Here is a 26337-nt window from a genome sequence, read left to right as displayed (position 1 = left end):
TTCTTTGATATATTATTATGCGTATTAATTTTTAATATTCACGAGACTTATATTTCAGGAGAGGAAAGATGAGTGAAGCTAATGAAAATATCATTGAAGAATTGGTAAGAGCTCTTCAAGCAGAGAAATATGCAAAGGAATTTTTTGAATGGGCAAAATCTATCTCAACAAATGACGGCACAAAAGAAATTTTCTCCTTTTTTGCCCAAGAAGAGGAATCTCATATTAGGCTTATAAACAAACAGCTCGCTAAAAAAGCAGGTGAAGAATGGAAAATTGAAGATTTAAGGCCTGAAAAGTTTCCGGGACTTGATATTCCTTCAAAAGAAGAGCTTATGGAGAAAGATATCTCGGAAAAGGAAGCCATAGATATTGCCATCAAAATTGAAGAAAGCGCTATTAAATTTTATAAGGAATTGTTGAGTCTTTCTGTTGATGAAGAGGATAAAAAGTTTTATTCAGATTTTATTACCTTTGAACAGGGACATTACGACCAATTTAAAAAGAAATATGAAGAGATGAGTTAATTTGGAGGTTAAGAGAAGGTTGGCAATGAAAATAATATATAACGGGAAAAAAGAGTTTACAGTAAATGTCCGAAATCATAGTTTCACTGTAGACCAACCGGTAGACAATGGCGGAGAAAACAAAGGTCCAACGCCGCCGGAGATATTTGCCGCATCCTTAGGCACCTGTATTGGTGTATATGTTGCATCCTACTGCAACACAAAAGGGATTAAGACAGAGGGCTTGATGTTTGATGTAGATTGGAAATTTTCTGAAGAACACGAAAAGATAGAGGAAATTTCAGTCAAAATATTTATGCCTGATGAAAGCTACAAAGCACGAGAAAAAGCCATCTTAAGAGTTGCAGAACATTGCCTTATCCATAATACTATAACCGGCAATCCAAAGATAGATCTTTCTATAAACAAAAAACAGGAGGCATAAAAATGGAATTCAGGAAAAAAATTATTCTTATACTGTTAATAATTGCAGTGGCATGCATTTACTTTGCCGGAGACATCGAATTTAAACAGGATATTGCAAAAATTGAAAATGCCTTGGGACTGAAATCTGCTTCAACAGGGCAAAAATTCTGGATTGAAAAAGAAAAGAAAGAAAAAAAGGCAAAACCTAAAGAAGAAAGCCATTATTTCATCCCTACAACCTTTGCAGATGTAGCAGACAAGGTAAAGGATGCTGTTGTAAATATCAGCACTGACAGAGTGATAAAAACAAGAAGAAGCGGTGGATTCAACCCTTTCAAAGATTCTCCATTCAAAGATTTTTTTGGCGACGATTTCTTCGACCATTTCTTCGGGCCTGATATGCCAAAGGAATACAGACAGCAATCCCTCGGCTCAGGCTTCATAATTAATGAAGACGGCTACATCGTAACCAATAATCATGTTGTAGATAAAGCAGATAAAATAAGGGTAAAATTATCAGACGGCAAAGAATATACAGCGGAAGTCATAGGCAAAGACGCCAAAACCGATATTGCCCTTATAAAAATTGAGCCAGACCACAAACTGCCTGTCGTGACTCTGGGAGATTCAGATAAATTGCGCGTAGGCGACTGGGTAATAGCAATCGGAAATCCTTTTGGTCTGGAAAGAACCGTTACAGCCGGTATCGTAAGCGCAAAGGAGCGAGTAATCGGCGCGGGACCTTATGATGACTTTATACAAACAGATGCGTCAATCAACCCCGGAAACAGCGGCGGACCTCTCGTTGATATGGAAGGAAATGTCGTTGGAATCAATACTGCTATCTTTTCACCCAATGGGGGTTTTGGCAGTCCGGGGAATATAGGCATAGGTTTTTCTATCCCGATAAATCTTGCCAAAAATATTCTCATACAGCTGAAAGAAAAAGGTAAAGTAACAAGAGGATGGCTTGGCTTGCTTGTGCAAACACTTGATGAAAACCTTGCAAAACAGTTTGGCAGAGAGAGCAAAGAGGGAGCTCTTGTGGGACAGGTAACAAAAGACAGCCCTGCAGAAAAAGCAGGGATAAAACGAGGAGATATAATAATTGAATTCAATGGACAAAAGGTAAAGGATTCAAGAGACTTGTCAATGAAGGCGGCATCTACACCACCGGGTACAAAAGTAAAGGTAAAACTTGTTAGAGATGGCAAAGAAAAAACTGTAACAGTAGTACTTGGGGAATACCCGGAAGAAGGCGTAGTATCTGCAAAATCCAAAAGTACTGAAGAAAAGATTGGCATTACAGTTGAAAACATCACTCCAGAAATCGCCCGCCAGCTCGATGTAACCAATACGAAGGGCGTTGTAGTTTCCCGGGTTGAAAGAGGAAGCACTGCTTACCGTGCAGGAATTAGAAGAGGAGACATTATAAGAGAAGTCAATAGAAAACCCATTGAAAATGTTGATGATTTTGAACGAGAAATTGGCAAGGCAGACCTTGCAGAAGGGATACTCTTTTTAATCGAAAGCAAAGGTATGACACACTACGTAACGATAATCGAGGAATAATTTAATATAACATTTAAAGTGTAGGAGGCGTTATGGAACTTTTAAACTATCAAGAACTCGAGAATAAGATTAAAAATTTCATCACAATCGACGGGGACAATGTAAATGTTGTAAATGAGGATGAACTAAGAGAATCTGGAATAGATTTGCTGGTTCAGAATGCAGTCTTCAATGAAGGAGAAAAAGAAAAAGCTCTTTGTCGCTGGATTATCCGAGAAGCGGCACAATCTCTCGGTATTTATCCATCATCCATTCAGGGACTCTATATGGCAAGGGCTCAGAATCGCTATCAAAAGAAGACCGTGCCTGCTATAAACATACGAGTGCTTACTTACGATGTAGCAAGAGAAATAATAAAAACTGGTCGAGCAAACAACTCAACTGCCTATATTTTCGAAATTGCAAAAAGTGAAATTGGATATACATTTCAAAGGCCATCAGAGTATGCAGCATGTGTGCTTGCCGCTGCCATAAAGGAAAATTATAAAGGCCCTGTTTTTCTGCAAGGGGACCATTATCAGGTAAACGCCTCAAACTTCCAAAAGGATAGGGAAGGCGAAATTTCAAAACTTAAGGACTTGATCAAGGAATCAATAGAAGCAGGATTTTATAACATCGATATCGATTCATCTACTCTTGTTGACCTCTCAAAAGAAACTATCGATGAACAACAGCGCCTCAACTATGAAATCACTGCAGAGCTCACTGCATTCATAAGAGAGCTTGAACCGGAGGGTATAACAATATCTGTTGGCGGTGAAATTGGTGAAGTGGGAAAGAAAAACAGCACACCAGAAGAGCTTCGCGCATACCTTGATGGATATAAAAAATGCCTTGAAGGATATAATAAAAACTATGCTGGTATATCAAAAATAAGTGTCCAAACAGGGACCAGCCATGGAGGAGTCCCTCTTCCTGATGGAACGATTGCCGAAGTAAAATTAGATTTGGATACTCTTGGGACACTATCGAAGATAGCGCGCGAAGAATACGGTTTAGGGGGCGCTGTCCAACACGGCGCTTCAACTCTTCCTGAGGACGCTTTTGGACACTTTCCTGAAAGAGAAACTCTGGAAGTCCATCTTGCAACAGGATTTCAAAATATTATCTATGACAGCAAGAGTTTCCCTGCTGATTTGAGAGAGAAGATTTATCAAACTATCGTCGAAAAGTTCAGCTCCGAAAAGAAGGATTCGCAAACACATGAGCAGTTCATTTATAAAACAAGGAAGAAAGGTTTTGGTCCACATAAAAAGGAGGTTTGGTCCCTTCCAAAAGATAACTTGAATGCTATTATGGGTGAATTGAGAGATAAGTTCGATTTGATTTTCAAGAAAATGAATTGTGTTGATATGACCGATATTGTCAACGAGACTATAAAGACAGTGAGAGTAAAGGCAAAAAAGCCTGTATAGACATTATTGCTTTTTTAACGAACTGTTATTTCATAAAATATAAGAAGACCGATAAAAAAACAAATTAGAGAGGAGGATTCTGTCCTCTTAAATGAAGAACATTCCCCGCTTAGCGCTTGAAAGGTTTATTTCATTTCTTCCCTTTTCAACTGCTTTGATTGACAAAAAATTAAAGGTCCTATTGGCAAATCAGCAGTTTGAAGAGATAATGGGACTTTCTTCAAAAATGATAGTTGAAAAAAGCTGTGAAGAGCTCTTTTCAGCAAATAAGCATATCTTGAATATCATTGAAAGAGCACTGCAAAATAACAGTGTTTGCTCAGAATCAAAATCAACTCTCTACCGGTGGGGAAGACCGCCTATTCCAATTGAGGTTACTGCATCTCCAATAGGAGAAAGAGGGAACATTTTTCAAGAGGCGTCCTTAATTTTAATTCTAAAAGACAATTCAACTATTGCACAGATTGAAAGCAGAGAAGAACAGAATGAATTAATTAAAAATATGGAAGTTTTTTCACATAGACTTATACATGAAATCCGCAATCCTTTGGGCTCAATAAAAGGTGCGGCACAAATGTTGAAGAAGGTAGAAAGTTTGAATGAAGATTCGATGGAATTTTTGAATATCATTTTATCGGAAGTTTCACGCCTTAATCGTATGACAGGAGACCTTTCAACATTTATGTCCAACAAGTCTGTCTCCTTTGAAAGGCTGAATATTCATAAAATCATCGACAGAGTGCTCAATACTTTCTCTCTCGACAACAGATTCAGAAATATAAACTTCAAAAGAGAATATGACCCAAGTTTGCCTGAAATTGAAGGAAATGAAGACGAGTTAATACAGCTCTTCCAAAATATAATAAAGAATGCCGCTGAATCGCAGGACTTCCAAGGAGAAATCATTACTCGCACAAAATACACGCGAATCGCGTTTCCAAAAAATTCAAAAACAGCACATCATGGCTATCTGGCAATCGAAATAATCGATTGCGGAGAAGGAATACCAGAAGAAAGAAAAGACAAGATATTCCTACCTTTCTTTACGACAAAGAAGGAAGGCACCGGTTTAGGGCTTGCAATATCATTAAAAATCGCAACAAAACACAATGGTATGATAGAATTTAAAAATAGAGAAGACGAAACGGGGAGCATTTGCCGCATTACGCTTCCCTTTGCAAAAGATTGAGCACAATGAACAAACCAAAAATTTTAATAGTAGATGATGAAATAAATCTTACGCGTATAATGGGAAAGTTTTGCGAAAAGGAAGGTTACGAACCTATCCTTGCAAATACAGGCGCTGAAGCTATTTCATACTTGGAAAAAACAGAATTCGATGTAGCCTTCATAGATATCAATATGCCTGACATTTCAGGATTCCAGATACTTCAAAGGGGAAAAGAATTAAGGCCCAATTGCTATTTTATAATTATGACAGCCACAGACAATATGGAAAATACAATCGAAGCTATCAAAAAAGGGGCATATGATTACATCTCAAAACCCTTTGACCTTGAAGAAATCAAGTTCAGTGTTGAAAAGATAATGCGTCTTGTTGACCTCAAACTGCGCGTTGATGAACTGAAAAGTGAAATCGTCGGTGAAAGCACAGACGATTTGATTGTTGGAAAAAGCAGACAGATTCGCGAAATTTTTAAATTTATTGGACGAGTTTCATCAAGTGATGCCACTGTACTCATTACCGGTGAAAGCGGCACAGGCAAAGAGCTCGTAGCAAAGGCAATCCATTACTACAGCCCCCGTGTTGGAAAACAATTTATAAAAGTCAACTGCGCCGCAATACCAGGCGGATTGGTTGAAAGCGAACTTTTTGGACACAAAAAAGGTTCCTTCAGCGGTGCTTATGAAACAGTGCCGGGAAAATTTCAGGCGGCTGAAGGAGGAACTATATTCCTCGATGAAATCGCTGAATTGGATCTATCTCTGCAAGGAAAGCTTTTAAGAGTAATTCAGGAAAAAACAATCGAACCAGTTGGAGAAAGCAAAGCAAGAAACGTAGATGTGAGAATTATTGCGGCAACCAATAAAAATCTGGAAGAGGAAGTAAAGAAAAAGACTTTCAGACAAGACCTCTTTTACAGATTAAATGTTTTCCCTGTGCATTTACCTCCTTTGCGTGAAAGGAAGGAGGATATTCCTTTGCTTGCTGAACATTTCATTAAAAAATATAGAAATGAACTTTCTTCAGGAATAAGATACATAACAAAGGAAGCGTTAGACTTATTGGCCTCTTATCATTGGCCCGGCAATGTAAGGGAGCTTGAATCAACTATGCTTCGTGCAATGATGCAATGCAGAAATGAATTTTTGAGCGCCGAAGATATAAAAGCTTCCTTTGATACAACTGTTCAAGGTAAATCTTATACTTTCGAAGATGCAGTAAATGAGGCAGTCGATAACCTTTTGAAGGAAGATGGGGAACAGATATTCTCAAATCTCTCAAAAAGATTTGAAAAGGCAGTAGCTAAAAGAGTAATGGAAAAAACGGGAAACAATCAGAGTCGCACTGCAGAAATTCTTGGAATAAGCAGGAACACATTGAGGAAAATTCTCGACAAAAATTAAAACAAAAAACCGCCTATGCAAGGGTATAGCGGGCGGCAATGCCTTTGATTTCTGTAAGGATAATTTTAACTATCTGATAGAAAGGTACAGCCAAAATCATTCCAACGATTCCAAGAAAATATTCACCTACAAGTATAGCCATCAATACTATTACAGGGTGAGTCTTCATTGCACGTGATATGACAAGTGGAATTATTACAAGGTCATCAACGAGTCTTATAATGATAAAAAGGACTATCACTTGAAGCACAGCAGAAAATGACCCTTTATCTAAAAGAGTTACTATTATTGCAAGGAGACTGCCAACCAAAGGTCCAAGATAGGGGACAACATTGATTATTCCGACAACAATGCCTATGAAAAGGAAAAAATTCACATCTAAAAAATATAAGCCAACTGTGGATAAAAAGCCGACTATAAAGGCTTCAATAATCACTCCTCCGAGATAAGTTTCTATCTGTTTGTTAATGTTGTAAAGCAAATTTACAAAAACCTCAAAATAGCGGTTTGGCACGATGCTGACCAAATATTTTTTCAAAGTTCTACTCTCAAGAACAAGAAAGAATGAAAAAAAAGGAACGAAAATAACCAATGTTATGATACCAAAAAAGGTTGAAAGGGCAGGTATATCAAGCAATGATGAACTAACATAAGAAAGCGCTGTCGGTATAACTTTCTCTGCAATGTGAAGACTATCAAAGAATGGAAATTTTTCACGAATATAGAATTGAATCTTATAAAGCCGTTTTTCAATTGATTTGCCAATTTCCTGCATCTTGACTTTATATTCAGGAAGCTTCATCTTGATATCATCGACCTGTTTGATAAAGAGAGGCCCCAAAGATGAGATTCCTATAATCAATCCTCCTCCTAACACGGCAAAAACAACGATTACGGCTACAATTCTTCTAAAACCCAACATCTCTATAAAATCGACAACTGGATGGATAATATAGGATATGACAGCTGCTACATAAAAAGAAGCAAGGGGCTTTCGCAAATAATAGGCGCCCAATAAAACCAATAAAAAGAAAACAATTATCAATGATATATCTCGTGTAAGATACTTTTGAGGATATTTAGCAGGAATTACAATTCTTTCAGCCATTAGTCTGAAGTCCGATCAATTTTTTCCTTTAAAAGAAGTGTAAGCTCGTGAATTCTTTTGGCTAACTTCTCTCCCAAGTTTTTAAGAATTTTATATCCAAGTTTAGGATTTTTTCTCATAACCTCTTCTAAATCATATTTAAATATTCCGTAAATTTCTGAATCCCCGCGTGCTATCAGTGTTGAAGGTCGCGGGTTATCGTCAAAGATACAAATTTCACCTACCACATCTCCATCTTTGTAACTTTCAACTATTTCTCCCTCTTCACCTGTTTTACCTACAACATAGTCTATTCGCCCTGACTTTATGATATATATAGCAAGGGGAGGCTCCCCTGCTTGGGCAATGACTTCCATATCTTTTACAAAGCGTTTGTGCATTATTGCTTCAATCTCTGATATTTCTTTCTTTGTAAGATTTTTAAAGATGGATATCTTTGAAAGGTCTTCCTTAATTTTCATAACATCCCTTAAAATTGATACAAAAATATTAACTTTTATCCTTCAAACTAGTCAACCAACTTTTGAGATGAAAAGTTCTTCTTCTGAAAAATATTGTTTTCATTTAAACTAAAAAAGAAAATTTCAATAAAGATTTTTACTATATTTATGGAGTTGGGAGGTGGAATATCTCAAATCAGATTTAATAGCAAAAATCGGAAAATATGAACACTATTTCCTGACAAAAAAATCTTCACTAAATAATTGCTTTGACTCTAACAGCATAATTTTCCCAAAACAGATTCATTCAGACAAAATTCTAACACTGAGAAACAGCAGAGAATGGGAAAGAATAAAAGATAACCCCAAGCCTCCCGAAGCAGATGCTGTCATTTTGTTAAATGAAGGAATGGGGGCAGGAGTTGTAACAGCAGATTGCGTGCCTGTTATAATAGCTGCCAAGAATAAAAGGGCAGGGGCCGTCATTCATTCAGGATGGAGAGGTACGGTTATAAATATTGCAGGCAAAACTGCAAAAAAGATGTTGGAAGAATGCTCTATTTCACCCGTAGATGTCTATGCAGTAATAGGGCCGTCAATCGGGATATGTTGTTATGAAGTTGGAGAAGAAGTTTTTCAAAAATTCAAAAAAACTTTTGCCAATAATGAAACAATTCTAAATGAAAAAAATGGGAAATATTTTATCTCTCTATCTTCTGCTGTCTTTTATCAGCTTCTGGATATAGGAATACCGCAAAAGAATATCGAAATAAAAAATCTCTGCACCTTCTGCCGAAGCGATTTATTCCATTCATATAGGAGAGAAGGGAAATCTTCAGGAAGACAAGCAGCAATACTGCTTATCAAATAGTTTTCTGGCATTCTAAAAAAAATAAATAGAAACACCTTGAAAAAGAAAACCTTTTAAGCCGTACTGCTTTCCGAAATAGCATCATCAATGTCTCCAAACCTTCTATGATTCGAATAAAAGAATATCATTCCTGTAATAACAGCAAGCCAAAGAGTAAAACATCTTATCAATATTGTAGCGGCTACAGCAGAAGATTTATCAACACCTACAAGGACAAGCATCCCCGTCATACTCGTTTCCATAACGGCAAGCCCGCCCGGAAGCATGCTTAAAGCGCCAATTATTGTAGAAATGGAATAAATAAAAGTTGCTTTAAAAAGGTTGACATTACAACCAAGGCCGTTAAGGATAAAGTAAAAAGCTACACATTCACAAAACCAAGAAGGAATGCTTATTGCAGTTGGTTTAAAGATATTCTTGATTGATAGAAGACTTGCGGCACTTTCATAGGCATTTTCGATCTTTGTCGAATATTTTTCAATAAGGGAAAACTTCTTTGCATACTCCAGTATGGAAACAAATATTCTCTCCTGTCCAATTATCAAAACAATCAAAATGATTAGTACAATTCCAATCAAAACAACATTTTCACCATAATGGAATGAATAAGCCCCAAAGCTTGCCAGTAAACAAAAAGCAAGAAGGTCAGTAACTCTTTCTGCAAGGATTACAGGAGACGATTTGGATATCTGAGTCGAATAAATCTTTTTGAGAAGATACGATTTAAGGACTTCACCGAATTTTCCCGGGCTTACTGTCATAAGAAGACCGCTCATAAAGATTGAAAAGCTGTCCTTCTTTGATGTCTTAATATTGATTACTTTCAAATAGTAATCCCACTTCACAAACCTTATTATGTAATTTAGAAATACCATCACCATAATTACAGGTATATATTTCCAAGAAAAGTTGAGGATAGATTTTTTGAGCTGCGGCAATTCTCCATATAAGCTCAATCCTGCAAAGACCGCTGCAGACAAGATTATGGAAAAGGTTACTCTTTTTCTAAATTTTTTCTCTTTAGCCATTCATCAACACTCTTGTGTAGAAAAACTTGACCTGTTTTTTCTTATTCTATACAGTGTCCTATCTAAACAACAAAAAAAATTGCAAATAAAATGATATGTTCGGATTAAAGTCAAATTTCATTAAAATTTCAATTATCTCAATACTGATGATACAGTTGTGCAGCTGCGCGCCGCGCTATCAATATACAACACTTGCCCCGGTGGACAACAAAGGAAGGACAGCCGAAAGCGATTATGAATCTATCAAAGTTGGATCTGTCGATTTCAAACTCTATAAATGGGATATGAAATCTTTCATAAAAGATATTGAAAAAAACAAAAAACTTAGCAAAGAGGAAAAGCGAAAACTCAAGACATTGAGAAAGAATAAATATCCTCTTTTTCTACTTCTCATAGAAAAAAAGAAAGATGATGTAGTTGAAGTAACCCCTGCAGGGATAAAAGCAGTATTTCTTTCAAGATATAGAGAAGACATAGAAAAAAGCTTTAGAGATATAGAAAGCACCCTTGTTGACAATCTCTTATTGAATGATGAGGTAATCTTGAAGGATGAAAAAAAAGCAGCATTCTATATAATCTTCCCATATTCTGTAAAAGAAGAACATATGTTGAGAATCGATATCTCAGGAATCAAGGTTAATGAGGAAGATGTAGAATTAAAATACTCTTTTCATTCTACTGATACTTGGGAAAAGAGGAAGCGAATTCTACAATACACAGGCATTGGAATTGGGGCAATTGCAATAATTGTAGGAGGCATCTCTTTGCTGCAATAGATACCGCTAAAATTCATTCAATGATAATCTCTTTTCTTATGATTTCCGGCATTGAAGAATGAGGAAGCTCTTCTCTTTTAGAGTCGATATTGAAAATCTCTTTCAGTACAACAAAAATTGAAGGGGCTTTCCCCTCTGATACCTTTATTGCTACTTTATAATCAGAAGCCGAATTTTTTTCAATTGAAACATATTTCTTTAAATCTATTGTCGTCGCATTGTCTTTACGCTTCTTCTCGACAATGAACTCATCTGCTTTGTTGAACAAATCGATTCTCTCACTAATTAAATTTTCTAAATTTTCATCTTCTTTGAAAACTTCATCTAAAAAAATAATTTCATATACAAATCCCCTGATACTTGATTGAAGAGAGGGTTTTTTGTTCTTTCTTCTTATCACATCTATTGCCTTTATATTATGCGGTAGCTCTGAATTTAATAACTTCTTCAACTCTTTACAGTCCGCCCTCTTTGTAAGCTCAATATCCAGATATTCTCCTTCCCCCTCAACACCGACAGGAAGAGGCATTCCATATGATATACAGGGAGAAGGATGAAATCCTCGAGTAAAAGCAACAGGGATATTTGCTCTTGCAATTGCGCGCTCAAAAAGATTCCTGAATTCTGTATGTGATAAATATTTCATAAGACCTTTTCTGCAATATTTTATTCTGTAAAAATGCCTTTCTTCTTCCTCAGGCACAAATTCTCTTTCATCTATAATTAATGATTTTTTTTCTCTTTCTTGAGTTTTTCTATTTTCTGCATATTTCCTCACACTTGCGCATTCGCTTTCAAGCCCGCAATTATGACATCCTTCTATAGAACAATCAGCTGTAACTTTTTCATCCCTCGCCTTTTTGTATTCCTCCAACAAAAATGATTTTTTTATGCCGCAGTCAATATGGTCCCACGGCAATATTTCATCAAAACCCATTCTTCGTGTCGCATATTCTTCTAAATCAATTCCCTCTTCTTTGAATGATTCTTTCCATATCTGCAGTTTGAAGTATTCACGCCACCCATCGAATTTAGCACCCTTTTTGAATGCAGATACAATTATCCTTGAAAGCCGTCTGTCTCCCCGCGCAAAAGCACCTTCAAGAATACTTGTCCATGGAGTATGCCATTCAATATCGATCTTTCTTGATCTGACCATATCAAGGATAATTCCTACTTTTCTTTCAATTTCCTCCACTTTGCACATCCTACACCACTGAAAAGGCGTATGCGCTTTGGGTACGAAAGGTGAAATTGAAACGGAAAGTCTTTTAAACCTTTTACCGGCAGATTTTATTCTATCAACAATCTTCCATACAAGTTCACCAATCCCCTGCACATCCTCATCAGTTTCAAAGGGAAGTCCAACCATAAAGTAGAGTTTCAGCGACTGCCATCCCTTCGAAAATGAAGTCAGCACAGAATCGATTATCTCATCTTCGTTTATGCCTTTATTGATGATATTCCGCAGACGCTGTGTACCTGCCTCAGGAGCAATTGTAAAACCCGTTTTTCTCACCTTTGCGATATTCTCAGCAATAATACCGCTTTTTAAGATGTCTGCCCTCAATGATGGAAGTGAAATTGAAACCTTTTTAAACTTCACTCTCTCCATAAGAGATGAAACAATCTCTTCAATCTCAGAGTGACCTGCAACATTAAGACTCGACAGCGCCAAATCCCTGTAACCACTTTGCTGAATTTCTTCTATCGCCTTTTCTATAACTTCATCTCTGCCTCTCTCCCGCACAGGTCTATAGATGATTCCTGCTTGACAGAAGCGGCACCCTGCTGAGCATCCACGCATTATTTCGATATTAATTCTGTCATGCACTGCTTCGCAGTAAGGAATGATAGGTTTTCTGTGGAAAGCTTCATAATCAAGACTATGGACTATGCTTCGTTTTATGACTTTTTTTCCTTCAAGGCAGTTAATCGATTTTATTCTGCCCGAATCAAAATAATCCACCTTAAAGAAGGATGGGATATAGACGCCTTCGATTTCAGAAAGTGCGTGGAGAAGCTCATCTTTTTTTGGATTTTTCCCGTTTTTCCATACACTATAACAATTGACAATTTCAACTACCGCCTTTTCACCATCGCCAATGAGAATTGCATCAAAAAAATCTGCCACCGGCTCAGGATTGAAGGAACAAGGTCCGCCAGCAATGATTAAAGGGAATCTCTCATCTCTATCTTTCGCATAAAAGGGCAATCCTGCAATATCCAAAATATTGACAAGATTTGTATATAGAAGCTCATACTGGAGAGAAAAACCAATTATGTCAAAATCGTAAAGAGGAGTGCCGCATTCAATTCCATATGGTGGAATTTTCTCTTTTCTCATAAGATTTTCCATATCAGGCCAAGGCGCATAAACCCTTTCTGCCTGCACACCGGGCATATTGTTTAGTATCTGATATAGTATTCTCAATCCCAGATTGGAAATTCCCAATTCATAAACTTCAGGAAATACAAGAGCAAAACGAAGGTGCACTTTCTCGTGAGGTTTAACAATGCTTCCAATCTCACCACCGATATAGCGTGAAGGTTTTAAAACTCTGTGCAGATTTTTTAACATTCTTGCATTCATTACATATTTCTAATAAAATTTATTCTTAAAATATAAAAGATTTTTCTACCATAAAGCGCAACAGGGATACCTCTTTAACTGGCTTAAGTAAATCGACTTCCTAACTGCTCCTGTCAAGTCAGTGTATGCTCCTCATAGAAGACCAAATATGCTTGTGGCTCAGAGAAGTGGCTATTGCTATCTTGATAGAACACCCTTAAGAAATCAATGACATCTGGAAATGAATAGAAAAAAATAAATCATATGCCTGCGTCATTGTATTTATAGAGAATTACAGCTCTGCGGCAACTTTTTTTAATTCCTTGAACATTGCGTTGCCAAAGCGCGTTGTCTTTGCATCGAGATATTCAATTGCAATGCCATTTGTGACTCTCATATAAGGGAAAGTTTCTTCCTGAATAGTAATTACATCTAAACGCACAATATTCATCATTGGATGCGTATCGGAGGGTGCTTTTACTACTCCTGCCCTTCCAACGATTTTGTAACAGAAATTATCATTATCATAAATGCCAAAAACAACCTTCTTGTTTTTTACTAGATTTTTATAACAGGGATTTTCCTTGTCTATTGCAAAAAGGATGCTTTCCTCATCCTTTGAAATAAAGAAAACTATCAATGTCATATTAGGCACGCTATTGGTGTCAACTGCCGAAAGGATACCAATCTTGTCTTTCTCATTAAGTTTTGACCTTAACTCCTTACTCAATTTATTCTCTGCTGTGTTTTTCGCCATATCAATGTCCCCTTAAATTCAGATACTATTTCTTCATTAAGGTTTCAGCTGCCGTATAAGCGTCAATCTCTTTCAGAGCAACTTTTTTTGCCAATTCAGTCAAATCACCATTAGTCGATTTAGATAGAAGTTCTTCTAAAAGTTTATCTCTAACTATACTTATTATTTCATTTTTGTTTCTCTGAATCAATTTTTCAAGTTTTTTGTCTTTTTTGCTGTCAAGGAAAGTACGGTGCTCTTTAATCTTTGCAAGTAATTCATCAATCCCTTCACCTGTTATTCCTACTGTCTTCATAACAGGTACCTTCCAGTCTGCATCTCTCATAGAATAGTTCATATCGAGAATCGCATTCAGTTCTGTTTCAAGTTTTTCAGCCCCTTCGTTGTCAGCTTTATTGACTACGAAAATATCACCAATCTCCATAATGCCAGCTTTCATTGCCTGCATCTCATCTCCGGTACCCGGCGCAAAAACCACAACGGTAGTATCTGCAACCTTTGCTATATCAACTTCATCCTGCCCCACGCCAACTGTTTCAATAACAATCCACTTAAAACCACAGGCATCGAGCGCTCCGGCAACATCGAATGTTTTTTTCGAAAGTCCTCCCAAAGCCCCCCTTGTTGCCATACTTCTAATGAAAACTTTGTCATCGAGAAAGTGGTCATTCATTCTTATTCTGTCAGCAAGAATGGCTCCACCGGAAAAGGGACTGGAAGGGTCAACTGCAATTACGGAAACCGATTCATCATCTTTTCTTAATGCTCTGATTAGTTTATCAGTAAGCGTTGATTTGCCTGCGCCCGGTATTCCGGTTATACCAATAGTATAAGCTTCTCCGGAATGGGGATAAAGTTTCTTGATGTAGTCCACCCATCCCTTTTCTTCATTCTCAATGGAAGTAATAATCTTCGCAAGCGCCCTTAAATCTCCATTGAGGGCTCTTTCAGCTAATTCCACAGTTATAGCTTCTCCTCTATAAATTTTATCACCTCTTCTGTAGATGTACCGGGGGTAAAAATTTCTGCAACTCCATAAGATTTGAGCGTTGGGATATCATCTTCAGGAATAATTCCCCCGCCAAACACTACGACATCATCCATCTTCTTCTCTTTGAGAAGCTCCATAATCTTTTTAAAATGGTAATCATGAGAACCTGAGAGAATACTTACCCCAATTGCATCGACATCTTCCTGCATAGCAGCCGATACAATCTGTTCAGGTGTTTGATGCAATCCTGTGTAGATTACTTCGTAGCCGGCATCTCTCAATGCACGGGCTACAATCTTTGCGCCGCGGTCGTGTCCATCGAGTCCCGGCTTTGCTATCAAGACTCTTTTTTTCTTGCTCACTTTTTCCCTCCTAATTCATCTCGCATTTATTTGCTTCAATTAATTTGCTCAACAAATTCTAATCGTGATTTGTTATCAAAATAGTCCCGTCATTGTGTCTTACAATATATGCCTTTGCTCCCTTCCTCCTGTCATATAGACTTAGCACCCTTTTTACAAACCCTTTTGTTTCAGCGAAAGGCGGTATTCCTTTATGTTTCTCAATTGCTTTTTCGCCTGCATTATATGCGGCAAGTACAAGGTCGAGTTTTTCATCGTACAAATTCATCAGATAATCAATATATGCGACTCCACCCTGAATGTTATCTTTCGGATTAAATCTATCCTCAACACCAAATCTTTTCGCTGTTTCCGGCATTAACTGCATAAGCCCTACTGCGCCTTTTTCAGAAACAGCATAGGGGTCAAATCCTGATTCACACTCTATAATGGTTATAATCAAATCCCTGTCTATGCCATATTTCTCTGCAACATCATCGATTATTCCACTAAACTTTTCTTCATTATAATCCCTTTGCACCTTTCTCTTTGATGAATAATATTCTGCTTTGCGGCTATTGACAAAACTCTTTCTCAATGGATTATCTGTAAGATGTATTGTGCCGTCAGCAGTTATTATCTTATATATCTTTCCTTCTACTGAAACTGCAAAAAAGAAGAAAGAAATAATAAGAAACAGTAAAATAAAATGCTTTGAAGTTCTAAATTGCATAGGCATTCTATACCATCTGAAAAAGCTTATGTCAATAAGATAGATGTAAAAGTCATTGTAATTTAATGAAATATTTAACCCGTGTTGCGCATTCCAGCAGAAATTCCATTTATCGTCAAAAGAGTCATAAAGGTAAGTTTTTGGCGCTCAGATTTCTTTAACTTAGTGCTTCTGAGCTTCTTCAGCAATTCAACCTGAATATAACTCAAAGGGTCGATATAAGGATTTCTAAGAGCTATGGAACGCTGAAGTATTGGATTTTTTTCAAGAAGTCTTTTATTTCCGCCAATAGATAAAACCATATCGCAAGTTAAATAAAATTCTCTTTTTATATTGTCAAATATACGCCTTGCAGACTCCTTATTCTTTGCCAACTGCATATAATTTTCCGCTATCCGCATATCTGCCTTTGCAAGCGTCATCTCGATATTGTCTATCAGCGCTTTGAAAAACTGCCAATTTTCATACATCTCTTTCAGAAGTTTCTTATTAGCCGTCGATATTTCAGAAAACTTCTCAAGGGCTGAACCTACGCCGTACCATCCCGGCAGGATATGACGATTCTGCATCCATGAAAAAACCCAAGGAATCGCTCTTAAATCCTCAATGCGGCGTGATTGTTTTCTCTTTGAAGGCCTTGAACCAATATTGAGTTTACTTATTTCATCTATCGGTGTTGCTTCATAAAAATAATCTATAAAATCCGGGTCCTTATAAACAAGCATCCTATAAACCCTATAAGATTCTTCAGAAAGCTTATCCATTGCTCTTTCCCATCTTTTAGGCAAAGGAGCTTTTTTCTTCATTTCTGAAACCATCTTCATCACCATTGCGGAAAGGACTAATTCAAAATTTCTCATTGCAATTTCCCGCAGGAGATACTTTGATGAAATCACCTCTCCCTGTTCTGTTATCTTTATCTTTCCACTTACGCCAGTTGGCAGGGCAAGGATTGCAGCATTGGTTGGTCCTCCGCCACGCCCTACTGTGCCGCCTCTTCCATGAAACAGTTTGAGTTCTATTCCATATTTTTTTGCAGTATCGCTTAAACTGATTTGTGCCTTGTACAGCTCCCAATTTGAAGTCAAATAACCACCATCCTTATTGCTGTCTGAATAACCAAGCATTATTTCCTGAATATTTCCTCTTCTTTTGAGATGTTTTCTGTAAAGAGGATGATTCCAAAGGGAATCCATAATTTGAGCCGCTTTTCTCAGGGAATCTATTGATTCAAAGAGTGGAACTATATCAAAAGTTTTCTTCAATTCCTTTCCACTTTTTTTGTAAATGCAAAATTTATCCATCAAGAAGAGCACTTCCAAAAGGTCAGAGGAATTTTCAGTGTTGCTTATAATGAAGGAATTTATGAGATAACGGGAGATTTCCGCAGACAGCTTTGCTATTAGTGAAAAAAGATTTATGATTCTCATAGTGTCTGCAGAATATTTTTTTCTATCATCTGCATCAAGTTCCCTCTTTCCGGTGAAAAGTTTGTTCAATATTCTTACCCTTTCATCACTGCCAAAACCGATGTATTCAGTAGCAGAGCAAATACTGAATTCTTGAGCTATTTCTCCAATTGCGTTGGTTATATTTCGCGAAAATTCTCTAATGTCCAAATCTGCCAGATGAAATTTGAAGATTTCAACTTTTCTAATCAGAGAATCGACTTCATTCATTGCAACGGCTGCTGCCTTATTCTCAATCAAACTGTCTCTGATTACAATTAAATCATTAAGAAATTCAGAATAATCTCTGTAAATCTTCTTATCTGAAGATGTATCTTGAGCGGTTGAAGGATAATTTGCTTTGATTGTGTTATCAAGCTTTGCCATTATGAAGGATAATTTCTTTCGATATGGCTCATTTATATTGCGAGGTGCCAATGCAAGCTTTATTTCAGGCAATTCTTTACCATCTTTATTGATAGAAAACAAAAGCCTGCGGCTCGGGCGGACAATTCTATTGGAAATACTCAATGAATCAATGAGCTTTCGGCACTCCTGCCTATAATGGCTCAATATAAGGTCTTTTTGATATCTTGCGGCAATCTCAGTTACCAAATCATCTACCAATGGATTTCCGTCTCTATCACCTCCAACCCATGTGCCAAAACAGATAAGAGGAGAAAGTTTATTGGACTTTAAAAAATCCTTTAATCCAATCTCTTCCAATTCCCTATGACTTTCTGGAAGGGAATCATAAAATATTTCGTCGTAGTAATATAAGGAATTTCTTATTTCATCTATTACCGTTGGTTTAAAATGGCGTATTTCGTCAGTTTGCCAAAGAAGCGTTACCTCCTTTTTGAATTCACTTAAAATCCGTTCTTTTTCATAATCAGATATTCCTGCTTCATCTTTTCTTTCAAGAAGTGACGCAATTCTGCGAAGTTTAGTCAAGACTGTCCTTCTGACTGCTTCTGTGGGGTGGGCTGTTGTTACAAGCTGAATCTGAATTCCTTTCAAAGCATCGATCAAATCTTTTCTTCTTATCCTCTGATTTTTTAGCCAAAAATAAAGCTCCTTGAATGAGCCTCTTTGAACGACTCCTGCAGGATGAAGTTTATAATACTTTCTTCTCCTTATGCGGTGGTATTGCTCTGCAATATTAACGAGCTGAAAATATAGTGAAAAAGCCCTTATGACATTCTCCATCTTAAGGGTCTTTAATTCGCTGATAATTTTCTTTAGCTGAGCCTCTCTCTGGCAATCGTATCTCTGTCGAAGCTCTTTGCTCAATAACCTTATTTTCTCTTCTACATCAAAAACTGCTTTTCCTGATTGCTCGATAATTACACTACCAAGGATATTGCCAAGAAATCGGACATCTTCTCGAAGGGGTTTATCTTTTGACTGGCGGCTGGACTGATTCATAAAGAATAAATCTCCTCATAAGAGACTACAAAATCCAATAGAGAAGCCAAAAGAAATTATAAAAAAATACGAATCTATTAGAAAGTTAAATATCTCTAATCTTCTTTGTTCCCCTGTTCAGATTCAGAAGCATATGGGCATCCGCCGGGAGGAGGACCTTGGACAGGAGGTGTGCCGGGGACGAAATTTACAGGACCATATTTTTTGAGCTCGTTTATCATAGTAGGCATATCAGTGCGTTTTACAGTAGAAAAACCTGACAAAATCTTTTTTGTTCTTCTGCTGCCGCAGTGAGCACATTTTCGTCCTAAAATTCTAAACTCGTCTACTCGTTCCATATATGAGCTAATCTTGCCGCACTTTTTACATTTATATTCATAGATAGGCATACCAACCTCCTGTTACTCCTAAAAAACCTCTCCCTGTTGGCTTCAATGAAGATAGTCCTTTTTTAATACTTTTTTGTCCTCTCAGTCAAGTCACTTACAGTTGATCAGAGTTTTTCCGGGAAACACAGCATCTACTCCCAACTCTTCCTCGATTCGAAGCAGTTGATTATACTTTGCAACCCTATCCGTCCTACATGCAGAACCTGTTTTTATCTGTCCTGTATTTACAGCTACGACCAAATCAGAAATTGTCGTATCTTCTGTTTCTCCCGATCTATGTGAAACGACAGCAGTATATCCGGCTGCTTTTGCCATTGCAATTGCATCAAGGGTTTCAGTCAATGTTCCAATCTGATTCAGTTTAATGAGAATTGAATTTGCAACTTTCTTTTCAATTCCCTTCTTAAGCCGCTCAGTATTAGTAACAAAAAGGTCATCACCAACTAATTGAATCTTATCACCCAAGGCATCTGTAAGAACTTTCCAACCATTCCAGTCATCTTCATCGAGTCCGTCTTCAATTGATATAATGGGATACTGTTTTACCCATTTTTCATAAAATTTCACCATATCTTCTGATGTCTTTTTCGATTTGTCAGATTTCCAAAAGACATACCTCTTAATCTTCTTGTCATAAAAAGAACTTGCCGCCGGATCAAGGGCTATATATATATCTTTTCCCGGCTTATATCCTGCTTTCGTAATTGCTTCCAAGATCACCTCAACAGCCTCTTCATTCGACTTCAAGTTTGGCGCAAATCCTCCTTCATCTCCGACCGATACAGAATATCCTTTCTTCTTCAGCACTGCTTTCAAGCTATGAAATGTTTCAGCGCCCATTCTGAGGGCTTCTTTGAACGACTTTGCCCCTGCAGGCATTGCCATAAATTCCTGCAGGTCGACATTATTGTCTGCATGAACTCCACCATTTAGAATATTCATCATCGGCACAGGTAAAGTCCTTCCCTGCACACCCCCTATATAGCGGTAAAGCGGAAGCCCAACAGCTTCAGCTGCCGCCTTTGCCACAGCAAGAGAAACTCCAAGAGTTGCGTTTGCGCCAAGCTTCTGTTTATTTTTTGTGCCATCCAATTTTATAAGTGTTTCGTCAATTTCTCCCTGACAAAGAGCATCCATTCCAAAGAGCGCTTTTGCAATAGGTCCATTAATATTTTTTACTGCTTTTGTTACTCCTTTTCCGCCATATCTTTTCTTATTATTGTCTCTAAGCTCTACTGCTTCATATATGCCTGTTGAAGCGCCTGATGGGACAGCCGCCCTTCCCACTGCGCCGCAATTGAGATACACTTCTGCTTCGACAGTTGGATTTCCTCTTGAATCCAAAATTTCCCGTCCTACAACTTTTACAATATTGCTCATAACACTCTCCTTTTAACTAATGGTATCAGTTCTAATTTTGTAAGAATCTTTTCAATCTCTCAGATGCTCGTTTTTTTTCTGTTAAATCAATCCTTGCCCTGTTAATCCATCCATTCAAAATGTCAATAGTTTTATCATATGTCTCTCTGTCAACTGGATAAGGAATACCATCTTTCCCTCCATGAGCAAAACTGAAGCGTGCAGGGTCCTTATAACTCGCCTTTTCTCCATAGAGAAGCTCACTCAAGAGAGAAAGAGAGCGTATAGTTTTTGGCCCAACTCCTTTTATCGATAGAAGCTCTTCAAAATTGGTTGGTGATTCCCTGTATGTCTGTTCCATAATTTTATAAAAATATTTTGAATTGATATCTTTAACCAATATCTGATGCCTTGCAGGCAATTCAAGATTGCTAATAAGCTTTGCTTCTTTTGCCCAAAACTCCAAAGATTGAGCAGAAAGTTCTGTTGATGCATTTCTTGCACCTTTACTTTCATCAGCAGTCATATCAAGGGTTTCTCCTCTATTGTCGCAACATATTGCAGTATGAGGAGTTTCAATGAAGCTTTTCATCGACTTCGAAAACCAATGATACCTGCGTGCAAATCTGCTATCTTCGTTCATTCCCTGCTGTACCACTGCCCATTCACCCTTTTTAGTAAAGAAGAAACAGTGGTGATATAGCTGATAACCATCCTGTATTGCTGTATTATCAACCTTCGCAGACATCTTGCTTGCATATACAAGTGGAGAAGCATCTATGCCTATTTTGTCTGCAAATGTTTCAATTTCCTTTGGAGTTTTACGGGAAGCACCTCCTTTACCGCCTGCAATAAAAAATCCTGTTTCCTTTTCTCTTCCTTTTACAGCTTCTTTCAATGCACCGCAGACGGTTGTTGTAACTCCACTTGAATGCCAGTCAAAACCAAGAAGACATCCGAGTGATTGAAACCAAAAAGGGTCAGACAATTTTACAAGAAGCTCTGCTGGGTCGTTATCTTCAAGAAAAATATCTACAATGGCAGAGGCAAGACGCACCATTCTGTTGAAAAGCCAAGAAGGGGCTTTTCCACCATGAAGAGGAAGATTGGCATTTCCTGTTTTCATTTTTTCACTTATTATAATACACTAAAACAAATTCTAAGGGAGAAGAAATGTGGTTTTTTTTATCGCTCCTATGTGCTTATCTTACCGCTACAACAGATGCTTTGTCAAAAAAAGCTTTAGAAGAGGAAAATATATACTATATAGCATGGATACGTCTTGTTTTTTGCTTTCCTTTCCTTGCAATCATCCTGCTTTTGAACGAAATTCCTGCTGTTGACCGCTATTACTTTATCGCTGTTTTCTGTGGACTTCCATTGGAAATCATTGCCCTTCTCTGTTATATGAAAGCGATTCAGATTTCAGACCTTTCTCTGACAATTCCTTTTCTTGCGTTAACACCTGTTTTTCTCATACCAACATCCTATCTTATGCTCGGCGAAAAAACCGGTTTGAAGGGTATGATAGGTATCGCCTTTATCACCATAGGCGGCTATATTTTGAATATACAAAGAGAAAAAAATGGTTTCCTCACTCCATTCAAAATGATGGCTAAGGAAAAAGGGATTCTTCTTATGATTGCTGTTGCTTTTATTTACAGCATTACTTCAAACTTTGGGAAAATGGGAATTACACATTCAAGTCCGGTTTTTTTTGGATGTACTTATTTTATGATTCAACCCTTTCTTCTCCTTCCTTTCATCAAAAAATCTGATATGAAAATAAGTTCACTGCTCAAGAGAAAAAAATGGCTGTTATTGCTTATTGGAGTGGTCTATGCTTTATCTCTCATAACACACTTTGCCGCTCTTTCTCTAACCAATGTTGCTTATATGATTGCAGTTAAACGAAGCAATTTAATCTTCAGTGTTCTTTATGGATATTTCTTTTTCAATGAAAAAGGCATAGGACAAAGAATAAGCGGCGCTTTACTGATGCTTGCAGGAATAATTATTCTTGCATTTCAAAAATAGTTTTTCAATAAATCTATGGACTGAAGAGGAAAATGATAAAGAATGAAGTCATCATAGTTGAAAAGAAGGAGGAGGGAAAGCGTTTAGACAGCTTTCTTCACACTCGCTTTACCAATATTTCTCGACGAATGATCCAACAATCAATAAGAGAAGGTAATGTTCTTCTCAACGGGAAAAAAGCAAAAAAAGGAAGCATAATCTTTTCAAATGACAAAATAGAGATTATTCGACTTCCCGAAGCGCAGGACCTTGTTCCTGTTGCAAACCCAAATCTTGATATTGAAATCCTTTATGAGAATGAAGACTTTTTTGCCTTAAATAAACCAGCAGGAATGCCGTGCCATCCGCTTGCAATAGATGAAAAGGAAACAGTTGTAAACTTTATAATAGCGCGCTTTCCTAAAGCGTCAAATTTCGGATATTCAGTCAGAGAGCCTTCAATTCTTCATCGTCTCGATATTGATACCTCAGGAGTTTTGCTTGCGGCAAAAAAAGAAAACACTTTCAATAAACTAAGAAATCTTATGAGAACAAAAAAAATCAAGAAAACATATCTTGCCTTAGTGTTGAATGAAATGGAAAAGGACATAGTGATTGACTCGCCATTGATGCATCATGAAAAAGATAAAAGGAAAATGAAGGTCTTGCAAAAAAAAGTAAAAAGTAAAAAAGCACTTACATCAAAGAAGATACTTGAAGCAAAAACTGAAATAAAAAGAGTAGAAATCTTTAAAGGATATACTCTTGTGCAGGCAGTTATTTTAACAGGTGTTATGCACCAGATTAGGTGTCATCTTGCTTCAATCAAACATCCCGTTGCAGGAGATTTGCTTTATCAATCATCAAAACAGAAAAAACAGGATTTTTTAAAACCCAAACGACATCTCCTTCACTGTGCCGAAATAGTTTTGCCCCCTGAAGTCACAGGAAAATGGGAAGTCATAAAATCACCGTTACCAAAAGATTTCAGAGAATATATTGAAAAACTCGAAAAGAAGTAAACATTTATTCCTTCCTTGAAAAGCTTAATGTGGTTTTCCAGATATTCCAGTGCATCATTGGGCAACACTAAGTATTACCTTCATTACCCCTTTCTGTTTTGCATATTCGATTGCTTCCAATCCTTCTGACAGGTGAAAATCTTTTGAAATCAGAGGCAACACATCGACCTTTCCGACTTTTAATGCGTTAATTGCATCCTTGAAAGGACCACAGCGTGAGCCGATAAGTGTAATTTCATTTATTACTACAGGCGCAAGATTTAGAGGCTGCGCACTTGCATAAGTGCTCTTCAAAACTATTTTTCCGCAGGGTTTGACAAGCTCCATTGAAAGCGAAAGCCCTGCAGGTGTGCCTGTGCAGTCAATAACAATATCACACTTTGTCTTTTTCAGCCTTTCTGCTTTCAATGAATTTTCAAGAAATACTGATAAGAGATCGAATCTTTTTGCTATATTGAGATTCCTCCTATGCCTTCCAATCAGATGAATATTCCTTGTTTTTTGACCTACAACCTGCACCATCAATAGTCCAAGTTTACCATCACCAATTACTGCAACTACATCATCTTTCTCAATCCTTATTTGCTTCAAAACCTCAAAGCATGCCGCAAGGGGCTCAACAAAAACTGCTTCATTATCAGATACATTTTTAGGCAAAGTATGAAGATTTTTAATGGGAAGTGTTATAAATTCAGCAAAACAGCCATCTTTATTCAATATCCCCAAAACTTTCCTTGAAGGACAATGATTCTCTAATTTTTTTCTGCAATACTCACATTCACCACAAGATAGATTTATTTCACCACAAACTCTTTTACCAATTAGTCTTTTCTCATTACATTCTTCAACTATTCCAACAAACTCATGCCCCAATATTCCCTCAAAACCCATATAGCCTTTGACTATTTCAATATCTGTATTGCATATACCTGCTTTAAGGATTCTTACAAGAGCTTCAGCTTTTGAAGGTTTGCCAACAGGATAATTTTTTTTATAGTGAATCTTTTCCCCGTTGAAATAAAGCGCTTTCATAACAATAGAAATATATTTCCAGTTTTTTTGTCTAAAAGATTTATTCTCATTAATACCATAAATTTTGAAAATACTTTATAATTAAAGATATGGAAAAAAAAATAAAAATAGAAGTCGGAGTAGAAGACCGTGGAGAAAGAATTGATTCATTCTTGAGCAGAAAATTGCCCGAGTTGACACGGTCTTCCATTCAGCGATTAATAAAGAATGGTAAAATCACAATACAAGATACTCATCTCAAAGCAGGACAAAAACTTAAAGGAGGAGAAGAAATAGAGATTTTTATCCCTCCTCCCTCAAAACCATCTATATCTGCTGAAAAGATACCTCTCGATATCGTTTATGAAGACTCAGATTTGATTGTAATAAACAAACCTGCAGGAATGGTAGTCCATCCAGCTGCAGGCAACTACAGCGGCACTCTCGTCAATGCTCTTCTGTATCACTGCAAAGACTTGTCGGGAATTGGCGGTGAAGCGCGTCCGGGAATTGTGCATCGTCTTGACAAAGATACCTCAGGGCTTTTAGTGGCAGCCAAAAATGACAAATCACATCTTGCTCTTTCAAAACAGCTCAAATCAAGAGCTCTAACAAGAAAATATCTTGCAATTACGCGAGGAATCCCTCGTCAATTTTCAGGAAAAATAGATGCCCCTATAGGAAGAAGCCCAAAACATAGGAAAAAAATGGCAGTCTTGGAGGAAGGTGGACGGCAAGCACTGACTTATTATAAAGTCATTGAAAAATTCCCTAACTATGCTCTTTTAGAACTATCACTAAAAACGGGAAGGACACACCAAATAAGAGTCCATCTCAAAAGCATCAATTGTCCTGTCCTTGGCGATAAAACTTATGGACATGGAATAACAGAAAAGGAAAGACGCAAGGGTATAATTTTGAAGCGGCAGGCCCTTCACGCCGCCTTCATAAAATTTATTCACCCCTCGTCAAAGAAAGAGATTGAATTATCAGCACCTCTTCCAAAGGATATGGAGGAAACACTAAAAATCATGAGAAATGGTTAAACAATGCTCAACTTCACCAAGCTTGAAAATAACTGTTGACATAGCAATCTCAAATTTATTATTTATAGCTCAGCAATAAATGGTCCCATCGTCTAGCGGTCTAGGATATCGGCCTCTCACGCCGAAGACACGGGTTCGAGTCCCGTTGGGACTATAATAAAAAATAGAGTTGTCATCGATGGGTGTAAAATGTCTATTGATAGCTCCATTAGAACGAATGCGGAATTTACGAAGGTCAATTTGAAAAAACACCTCAAAAATATTCGTTAAAAAAATAACGCATTTCTTTTTTTAGTGTCAAATAATTGCCTATATTACATTCAAATAAATTCAAATCTGTAAATAAACAACCAAATAAGCAAATAATATCCAAAACGATAATTTTAATTTTTGGCATAAGTTTTGCATATATTTTGTCGAAAGTTTTATAAAATTGATAGGTTAAAAATGGACAAAGCAAATTTCAAAGTCAAAAAGATATATCCTCTTATCC

General features: G+C 37.2%; 24 protein-coding genes and 1 tRNA gene. 12 read left to right on the top strand and 13 right to left on the bottom strand.

Features of this window, described 5'->3' with window-relative positions; translation table 11 throughout:
• Window positions 1–68: 68 nt before the first annotated feature.
• The 6 genes from D6734_08135 to D6734_08110 all read left to right on the top strand — a co-directional run bounded on the left by D6734_08135 (window position 69) and on the right by D6734_08110 (window position 6508).
• Window positions 69–527, top strand: a complete 459-nt coding sequence (locus D6734_08135; GenBank protein ID RMF94333.1) for a hypothetical protein — start codon at window positions 69–71, stop codon at window positions 525–527.
• 1 nt (window position 528) lies between these two features.
• On the top strand, window positions 529–951 hold the full coding sequence (locus D6734_08130) for an OsmC family peroxiredoxin (GenBank protein ID RMF94332.1): 423 nt from the start codon (window positions 529–531) through the stop codon (window positions 949–951).
• Between the two features lie 2 nt (window positions 952–953).
• A complete protein-coding gene (locus D6734_08125; protein ID RMF94331.1) occupies window positions 954–2504 on the top strand; it encodes a DegQ family serine endoprotease in 1551 nt (516 codons plus the stop codon).
• A 32-nt stretch (window positions 2505–2536) separates the two neighbouring features.
• Window positions 2537–3919: an aldolase gene (locus tag D6734_08120; GenBank protein RMF94330.1), complete on the top strand. Its 1383-nt coding sequence runs from the start codon at window positions 2537–2539 to the stop codon at window positions 3917–3919.
• 91 nt (window positions 3920–4010) lie between these two features.
• On the top strand, window positions 4011–5108 hold the full coding sequence (locus D6734_08115; GenBank protein ID RMF94329.1) for a PAS domain-containing protein: 1098 nt from the start codon (window positions 4011–4013) through the stop codon (window positions 5106–5108).
• 5 nt (window positions 5109–5113) lie between these two features.
• Window positions 5114–6508 carry a sigma-54-dependent Fis family transcriptional regulator gene (locus tag D6734_08110; protein ID RMF94328.1) on the top strand — a complete coding sequence of 465 codons (1395 nt, stop codon included), beginning with the start codon at window positions 5114–5116 and terminating at the stop codon, window positions 6506–6508.
• 13 nt (window positions 6509–6521) lie between these two features.
• Here the strand turns inward: D6734_08110 and D6734_08105 are convergent, their stop codons facing one another.
• Window positions 6522–7616, bottom strand: coding sequence for an AI-2E family transporter (locus D6734_08105; protein ID RMF94327.1), 1095 nt, complete (start codon window positions 7614–7616; stop codon window positions 6522–6524).
• Entirely contained in the window at window positions 7616–8077 is a 462-nt protein-coding gene (locus D6734_08100; protein ID RMF94326.1) for a cyclic nucleotide-binding domain-containing protein, read from the bottom strand. Before D6734_08100 ends, D6734_08105 begins: the two co-directional genes overlap by 1 nt.
• A 160-nt stretch (window positions 8078–8237) precedes the next feature.
• Between D6734_08100 and pgeF the strand changes: the two genes are divergently transcribed.
• Complete coding sequence (gene pgeF, locus D6734_08095) at window positions 8238–8927, top strand: peptidoglycan editing factor PgeF (protein ID RMF94325.1); 690 nt, start codon at window positions 8238–8240, stop codon at window positions 8925–8927.
• A gap of 53 nt (window positions 8928–8980) precedes the next feature.
• Here the strand turns inward: pgeF and D6734_08090 are convergent, their stop codons facing one another.
• Complete coding sequence (locus D6734_08090; protein ID RMF94324.1) at window positions 8981–9955, bottom strand: UPF0104 family protein; 975 nt, start codon at window positions 9953–9955, stop codon at window positions 8981–8983.
• 95 nt (window positions 9956–10050) lie between these two features.
• Between D6734_08090 and D6734_08085 the strand changes: the two genes are divergently transcribed.
• Complete coding sequence (locus tag D6734_08085; GenBank protein ID RMF94323.1) at window positions 10051–10731, top strand: hypothetical protein; 681 nt, start codon at window positions 10051–10053, stop codon at window positions 10729–10731.
• 13 nt (window positions 10732–10744) lie between these two features.
• On the opposite strand, the gene D6734_08080 is transcribed toward D6734_08085, so the two are convergent.
• From D6734_08080 to D6734_08040, 9 genes are all read right to left on the bottom strand, one after another.
• On the bottom strand, window positions 10745–13324 hold the full coding sequence (locus D6734_08080) for a TIGR03960 family B12-binding radical SAM protein (GenBank protein RMF94322.1): 2580 nt from the start codon (window positions 13322–13324) through the stop codon (window positions 10745–10747).
• A gap of 271 nt (window positions 13325–13595) precedes the next feature.
• Entirely contained in the window at window positions 13596–14060 is a 465-nt protein-coding gene (locus D6734_08075; GenBank protein RMF94321.1) for a hypothetical protein, read from the bottom strand.
• A 25-nt stretch (window positions 14061–14085) separates the two neighbouring features.
• A complete protein-coding gene (gene meaB / locus D6734_08070; protein ID RMF94320.1) occupies window positions 14086–15027 on the bottom strand; it encodes a methylmalonyl Co-A mutase-associated GTPase MeaB in 942 nt (313 codons plus the stop codon).
• On the bottom strand, window positions 15024–15413 hold the full coding sequence (locus D6734_08065) for a cobalamin B12-binding domain-containing protein (GenBank protein ID RMF94319.1): 390 nt from the start codon (window positions 15411–15413) through the stop codon (window positions 15024–15026). Before D6734_08065 ends, meaB begins: the two co-directional genes overlap by 4 nt.
• Before the next feature lie 58 nt (window positions 15414–15471).
• Window positions 15472–16131, bottom strand: a complete 660-nt coding sequence (locus tag D6734_08060; protein ID RMF94318.1) for a lytic transglycosylase domain-containing protein — start codon at window positions 16129–16131, stop codon at window positions 15472–15474.
• A 68-nt stretch (window positions 16132–16199) separates the two neighbouring features.
• Window positions 16200–19001, bottom strand: coding sequence for a phosphoenolpyruvate carboxylase (locus tag D6734_08055; protein RMF94317.1), 2802 nt, complete (start codon window positions 18999–19001; stop codon window positions 16200–16202).
• Window positions 19002–19096: 95 nt separating this feature from the next.
• Window positions 19097–19390, bottom strand: a complete 294-nt coding sequence (locus tag D6734_08050; GenBank protein ID RMF94316.1) for a hypothetical protein — start codon at window positions 19388–19390, stop codon at window positions 19097–19099.
• Between the two features lie 90 nt (window positions 19391–19480).
• Window positions 19481–20770, bottom strand: a complete 1290-nt coding sequence (locus D6734_08045; GenBank protein ID RMF94315.1) for a phosphopyruvate hydratase — start codon at window positions 20768–20770, stop codon at window positions 19481–19483.
• Window positions 20771–20801: 31 nt separating this feature from the next.
• A complete protein-coding gene (locus tag D6734_08040) occupies window positions 20802–21875 on the bottom strand; it encodes a DUF763 domain-containing protein (protein RMF94314.1) in 1074 nt (357 codons plus the stop codon).
• 47 nt (window positions 21876–21922) lie between these two features.
• Between D6734_08040 and D6734_08035 the strand changes: the two genes are divergently transcribed.
• A complete protein-coding gene (locus tag D6734_08035; protein RMF94313.1) occupies window positions 21923–22786 on the top strand; it encodes an EamA family transporter in 864 nt (287 codons plus the stop codon).
• A gap of 32 nt (window positions 22787–22818) precedes the next feature.
• Window positions 22819–23787, top strand: coding sequence for an RluA family pseudouridine synthase (locus D6734_08030; protein RMF94312.1), 969 nt, complete (start codon window positions 22819–22821; stop codon window positions 23785–23787).
• A 54-nt stretch (window positions 23788–23841) separates the two neighbouring features.
• Here D6734_08030 and D6734_08025 read toward each other — a convergent pair whose 3' ends face one another.
• Window positions 23842–24819 carry an alcohol dehydrogenase gene (locus tag D6734_08025; GenBank protein RMF94311.1) on the bottom strand — a complete coding sequence of 326 codons (978 nt, stop codon included), beginning with the start codon at window positions 24817–24819 and terminating at the stop codon, window positions 23842–23844.
• Between the two features lie 89 nt (window positions 24820–24908).
• Between D6734_08025 and D6734_08020 the strand changes: the two genes are divergently transcribed.
• Entirely contained in the window at window positions 24909–25844 is a 936-nt protein-coding gene (locus D6734_08020; GenBank protein ID RMF94310.1) for an RluA family pseudouridine synthase, read from the top strand.
• Window positions 25845–25925: 81 nt separating this feature from the next.
• A tRNA-Glu gene (locus D6734_08015) sits at window positions 25926–25998 on the top strand.
• Window positions 25999–26337 lie beyond the last annotated feature (339 nt).

Source organism: Candidatus Schekmanbacteria bacterium (assembly GCA_003695725.1).
Classification (GTDB): Bacteria; Schekmanbacteria; GWA2-38-11; order GWA2-38-11; family J061; genus J061.
This window is presented reverse-complemented; position numbering and strand designations above follow the sequence as displayed.

Excerpts from the sequence above, each read along its gene's own strand:
- D6734_08135 (RMF94333.1), top strand. The coding sequence starts at position 69 with ATGAGTGAAGCTAATGAAAATATCATTGAAGAATTGGTAAGAGCTCTT.
- D6734_08125 (RMF94331.1), top strand. The coding sequence starts at position 954 with ATGGAATTCAGGAAAAAAATTATTCTTATACTGTTAATAATTGCAGTG.
- D6734_08120 (RMF94330.1), top strand. The coding sequence starts at position 2,537 with ATGGAACTTTTAAACTATCAAGAACTCGAGAATAAGATTAAAAATTTC.
- D6734_08115 (RMF94329.1), top strand. The coding sequence starts at position 4,011 with ATGAAGAACATTCCCCGCTTAGCGCTTGAAAGGTTTATTTCATTTCTT.
- D6734_08110 (RMF94328.1), top strand. The coding sequence starts at position 5,114 with ATGAACAAACCAAAAATTTTAATAGTAGATGATGAAATAAATCTTACG.
- D6734_08105 (RMF94327.1), bottom strand. The coding sequence starts at position 7,616 with ATGGCTGAAAGAATTGTAATTCCTGCTAAATATCCTCAAAAGTATCTT.
- D6734_08100 (RMF94326.1), bottom strand. The coding sequence starts at position 8,077 with ATGAAAATTAAGGAAGACCTTTCAAAGATATCCATCTTTAAAAATCTT.
- D6734_08090 (RMF94324.1), bottom strand. The coding sequence starts at position 9,955 with ATGGCTAAAGAGAAAAAATTTAGAAAAAGAGTAACCTTTTCCATAATC.
- D6734_08085 (RMF94323.1), top strand. The coding sequence starts at position 10,051 with ATGTTCGGATTAAAGTCAAATTTCATTAAAATTTCAATTATCTCAATA.
- D6734_08080 (RMF94322.1), bottom strand. The coding sequence starts at position 13,324 with ATGAATGCAAGAATGTTAAAAAATCTGCACAGAGTTTTAAAACCTTCA.
- D6734_08075 (RMF94321.1), bottom strand. The coding sequence starts at position 14,060 with ATGGCGAAAAACACAGCAGAGAATAAATTGAGTAAGGAGTTAAGGTCA.
- D6734_08060 (RMF94318.1), bottom strand. The coding sequence starts at position 16,131 with ATGCCTATGCAATTTAGAACTTCAAAGCATTTTATTTTACTGTTTCTT.
- D6734_08055 (RMF94317.1), bottom strand. The coding sequence starts at position 19,001 with ATGAATCAGTCCAGCCGCCAGTCAAAAGATAAACCCCTTCGAGAAGAT.
- D6734_08050 (RMF94316.1), bottom strand. The coding sequence starts at position 19,390 with ATGCCTATCTATGAATATAAATGTAAAAAGTGCGGCAAGATTAGCTCA.
- D6734_08045 (RMF94315.1), bottom strand. The coding sequence starts at position 20,770 with ATGAGCAATATTGTAAAAGTTGTAGGACGGGAAATTTTGGATTCAAGA.
- D6734_08040 (RMF94314.1), bottom strand. The coding sequence starts at position 21,875 with ATGAAAACAGGAAATGCCAATCTTCCTCTTCATGGTGGAAAAGCCCCT.
- D6734_08035 (RMF94313.1), top strand. The coding sequence starts at position 21,923 with ATGTGGTTTTTTTTATCGCTCCTATGTGCTTATCTTACCGCTACAACA.
- D6734_08030 (RMF94312.1), top strand. The coding sequence starts at position 22,819 with ATGATAAAGAATGAAGTCATCATAGTTGAAAAGAAGGAGGAGGGAAAG.
- D6734_08025 (RMF94311.1), bottom strand. The coding sequence starts at position 24,819 with ATGAAAGCGCTTTATTTCAACGGGGAAAAGATTCACTATAAAAAAAAT.
- D6734_08020 (RMF94310.1), top strand. The coding sequence starts at position 24,909 with ATGGAAAAAAAAATAAAAATAGAAGTCGGAGTAGAAGACCGTGGAGAA.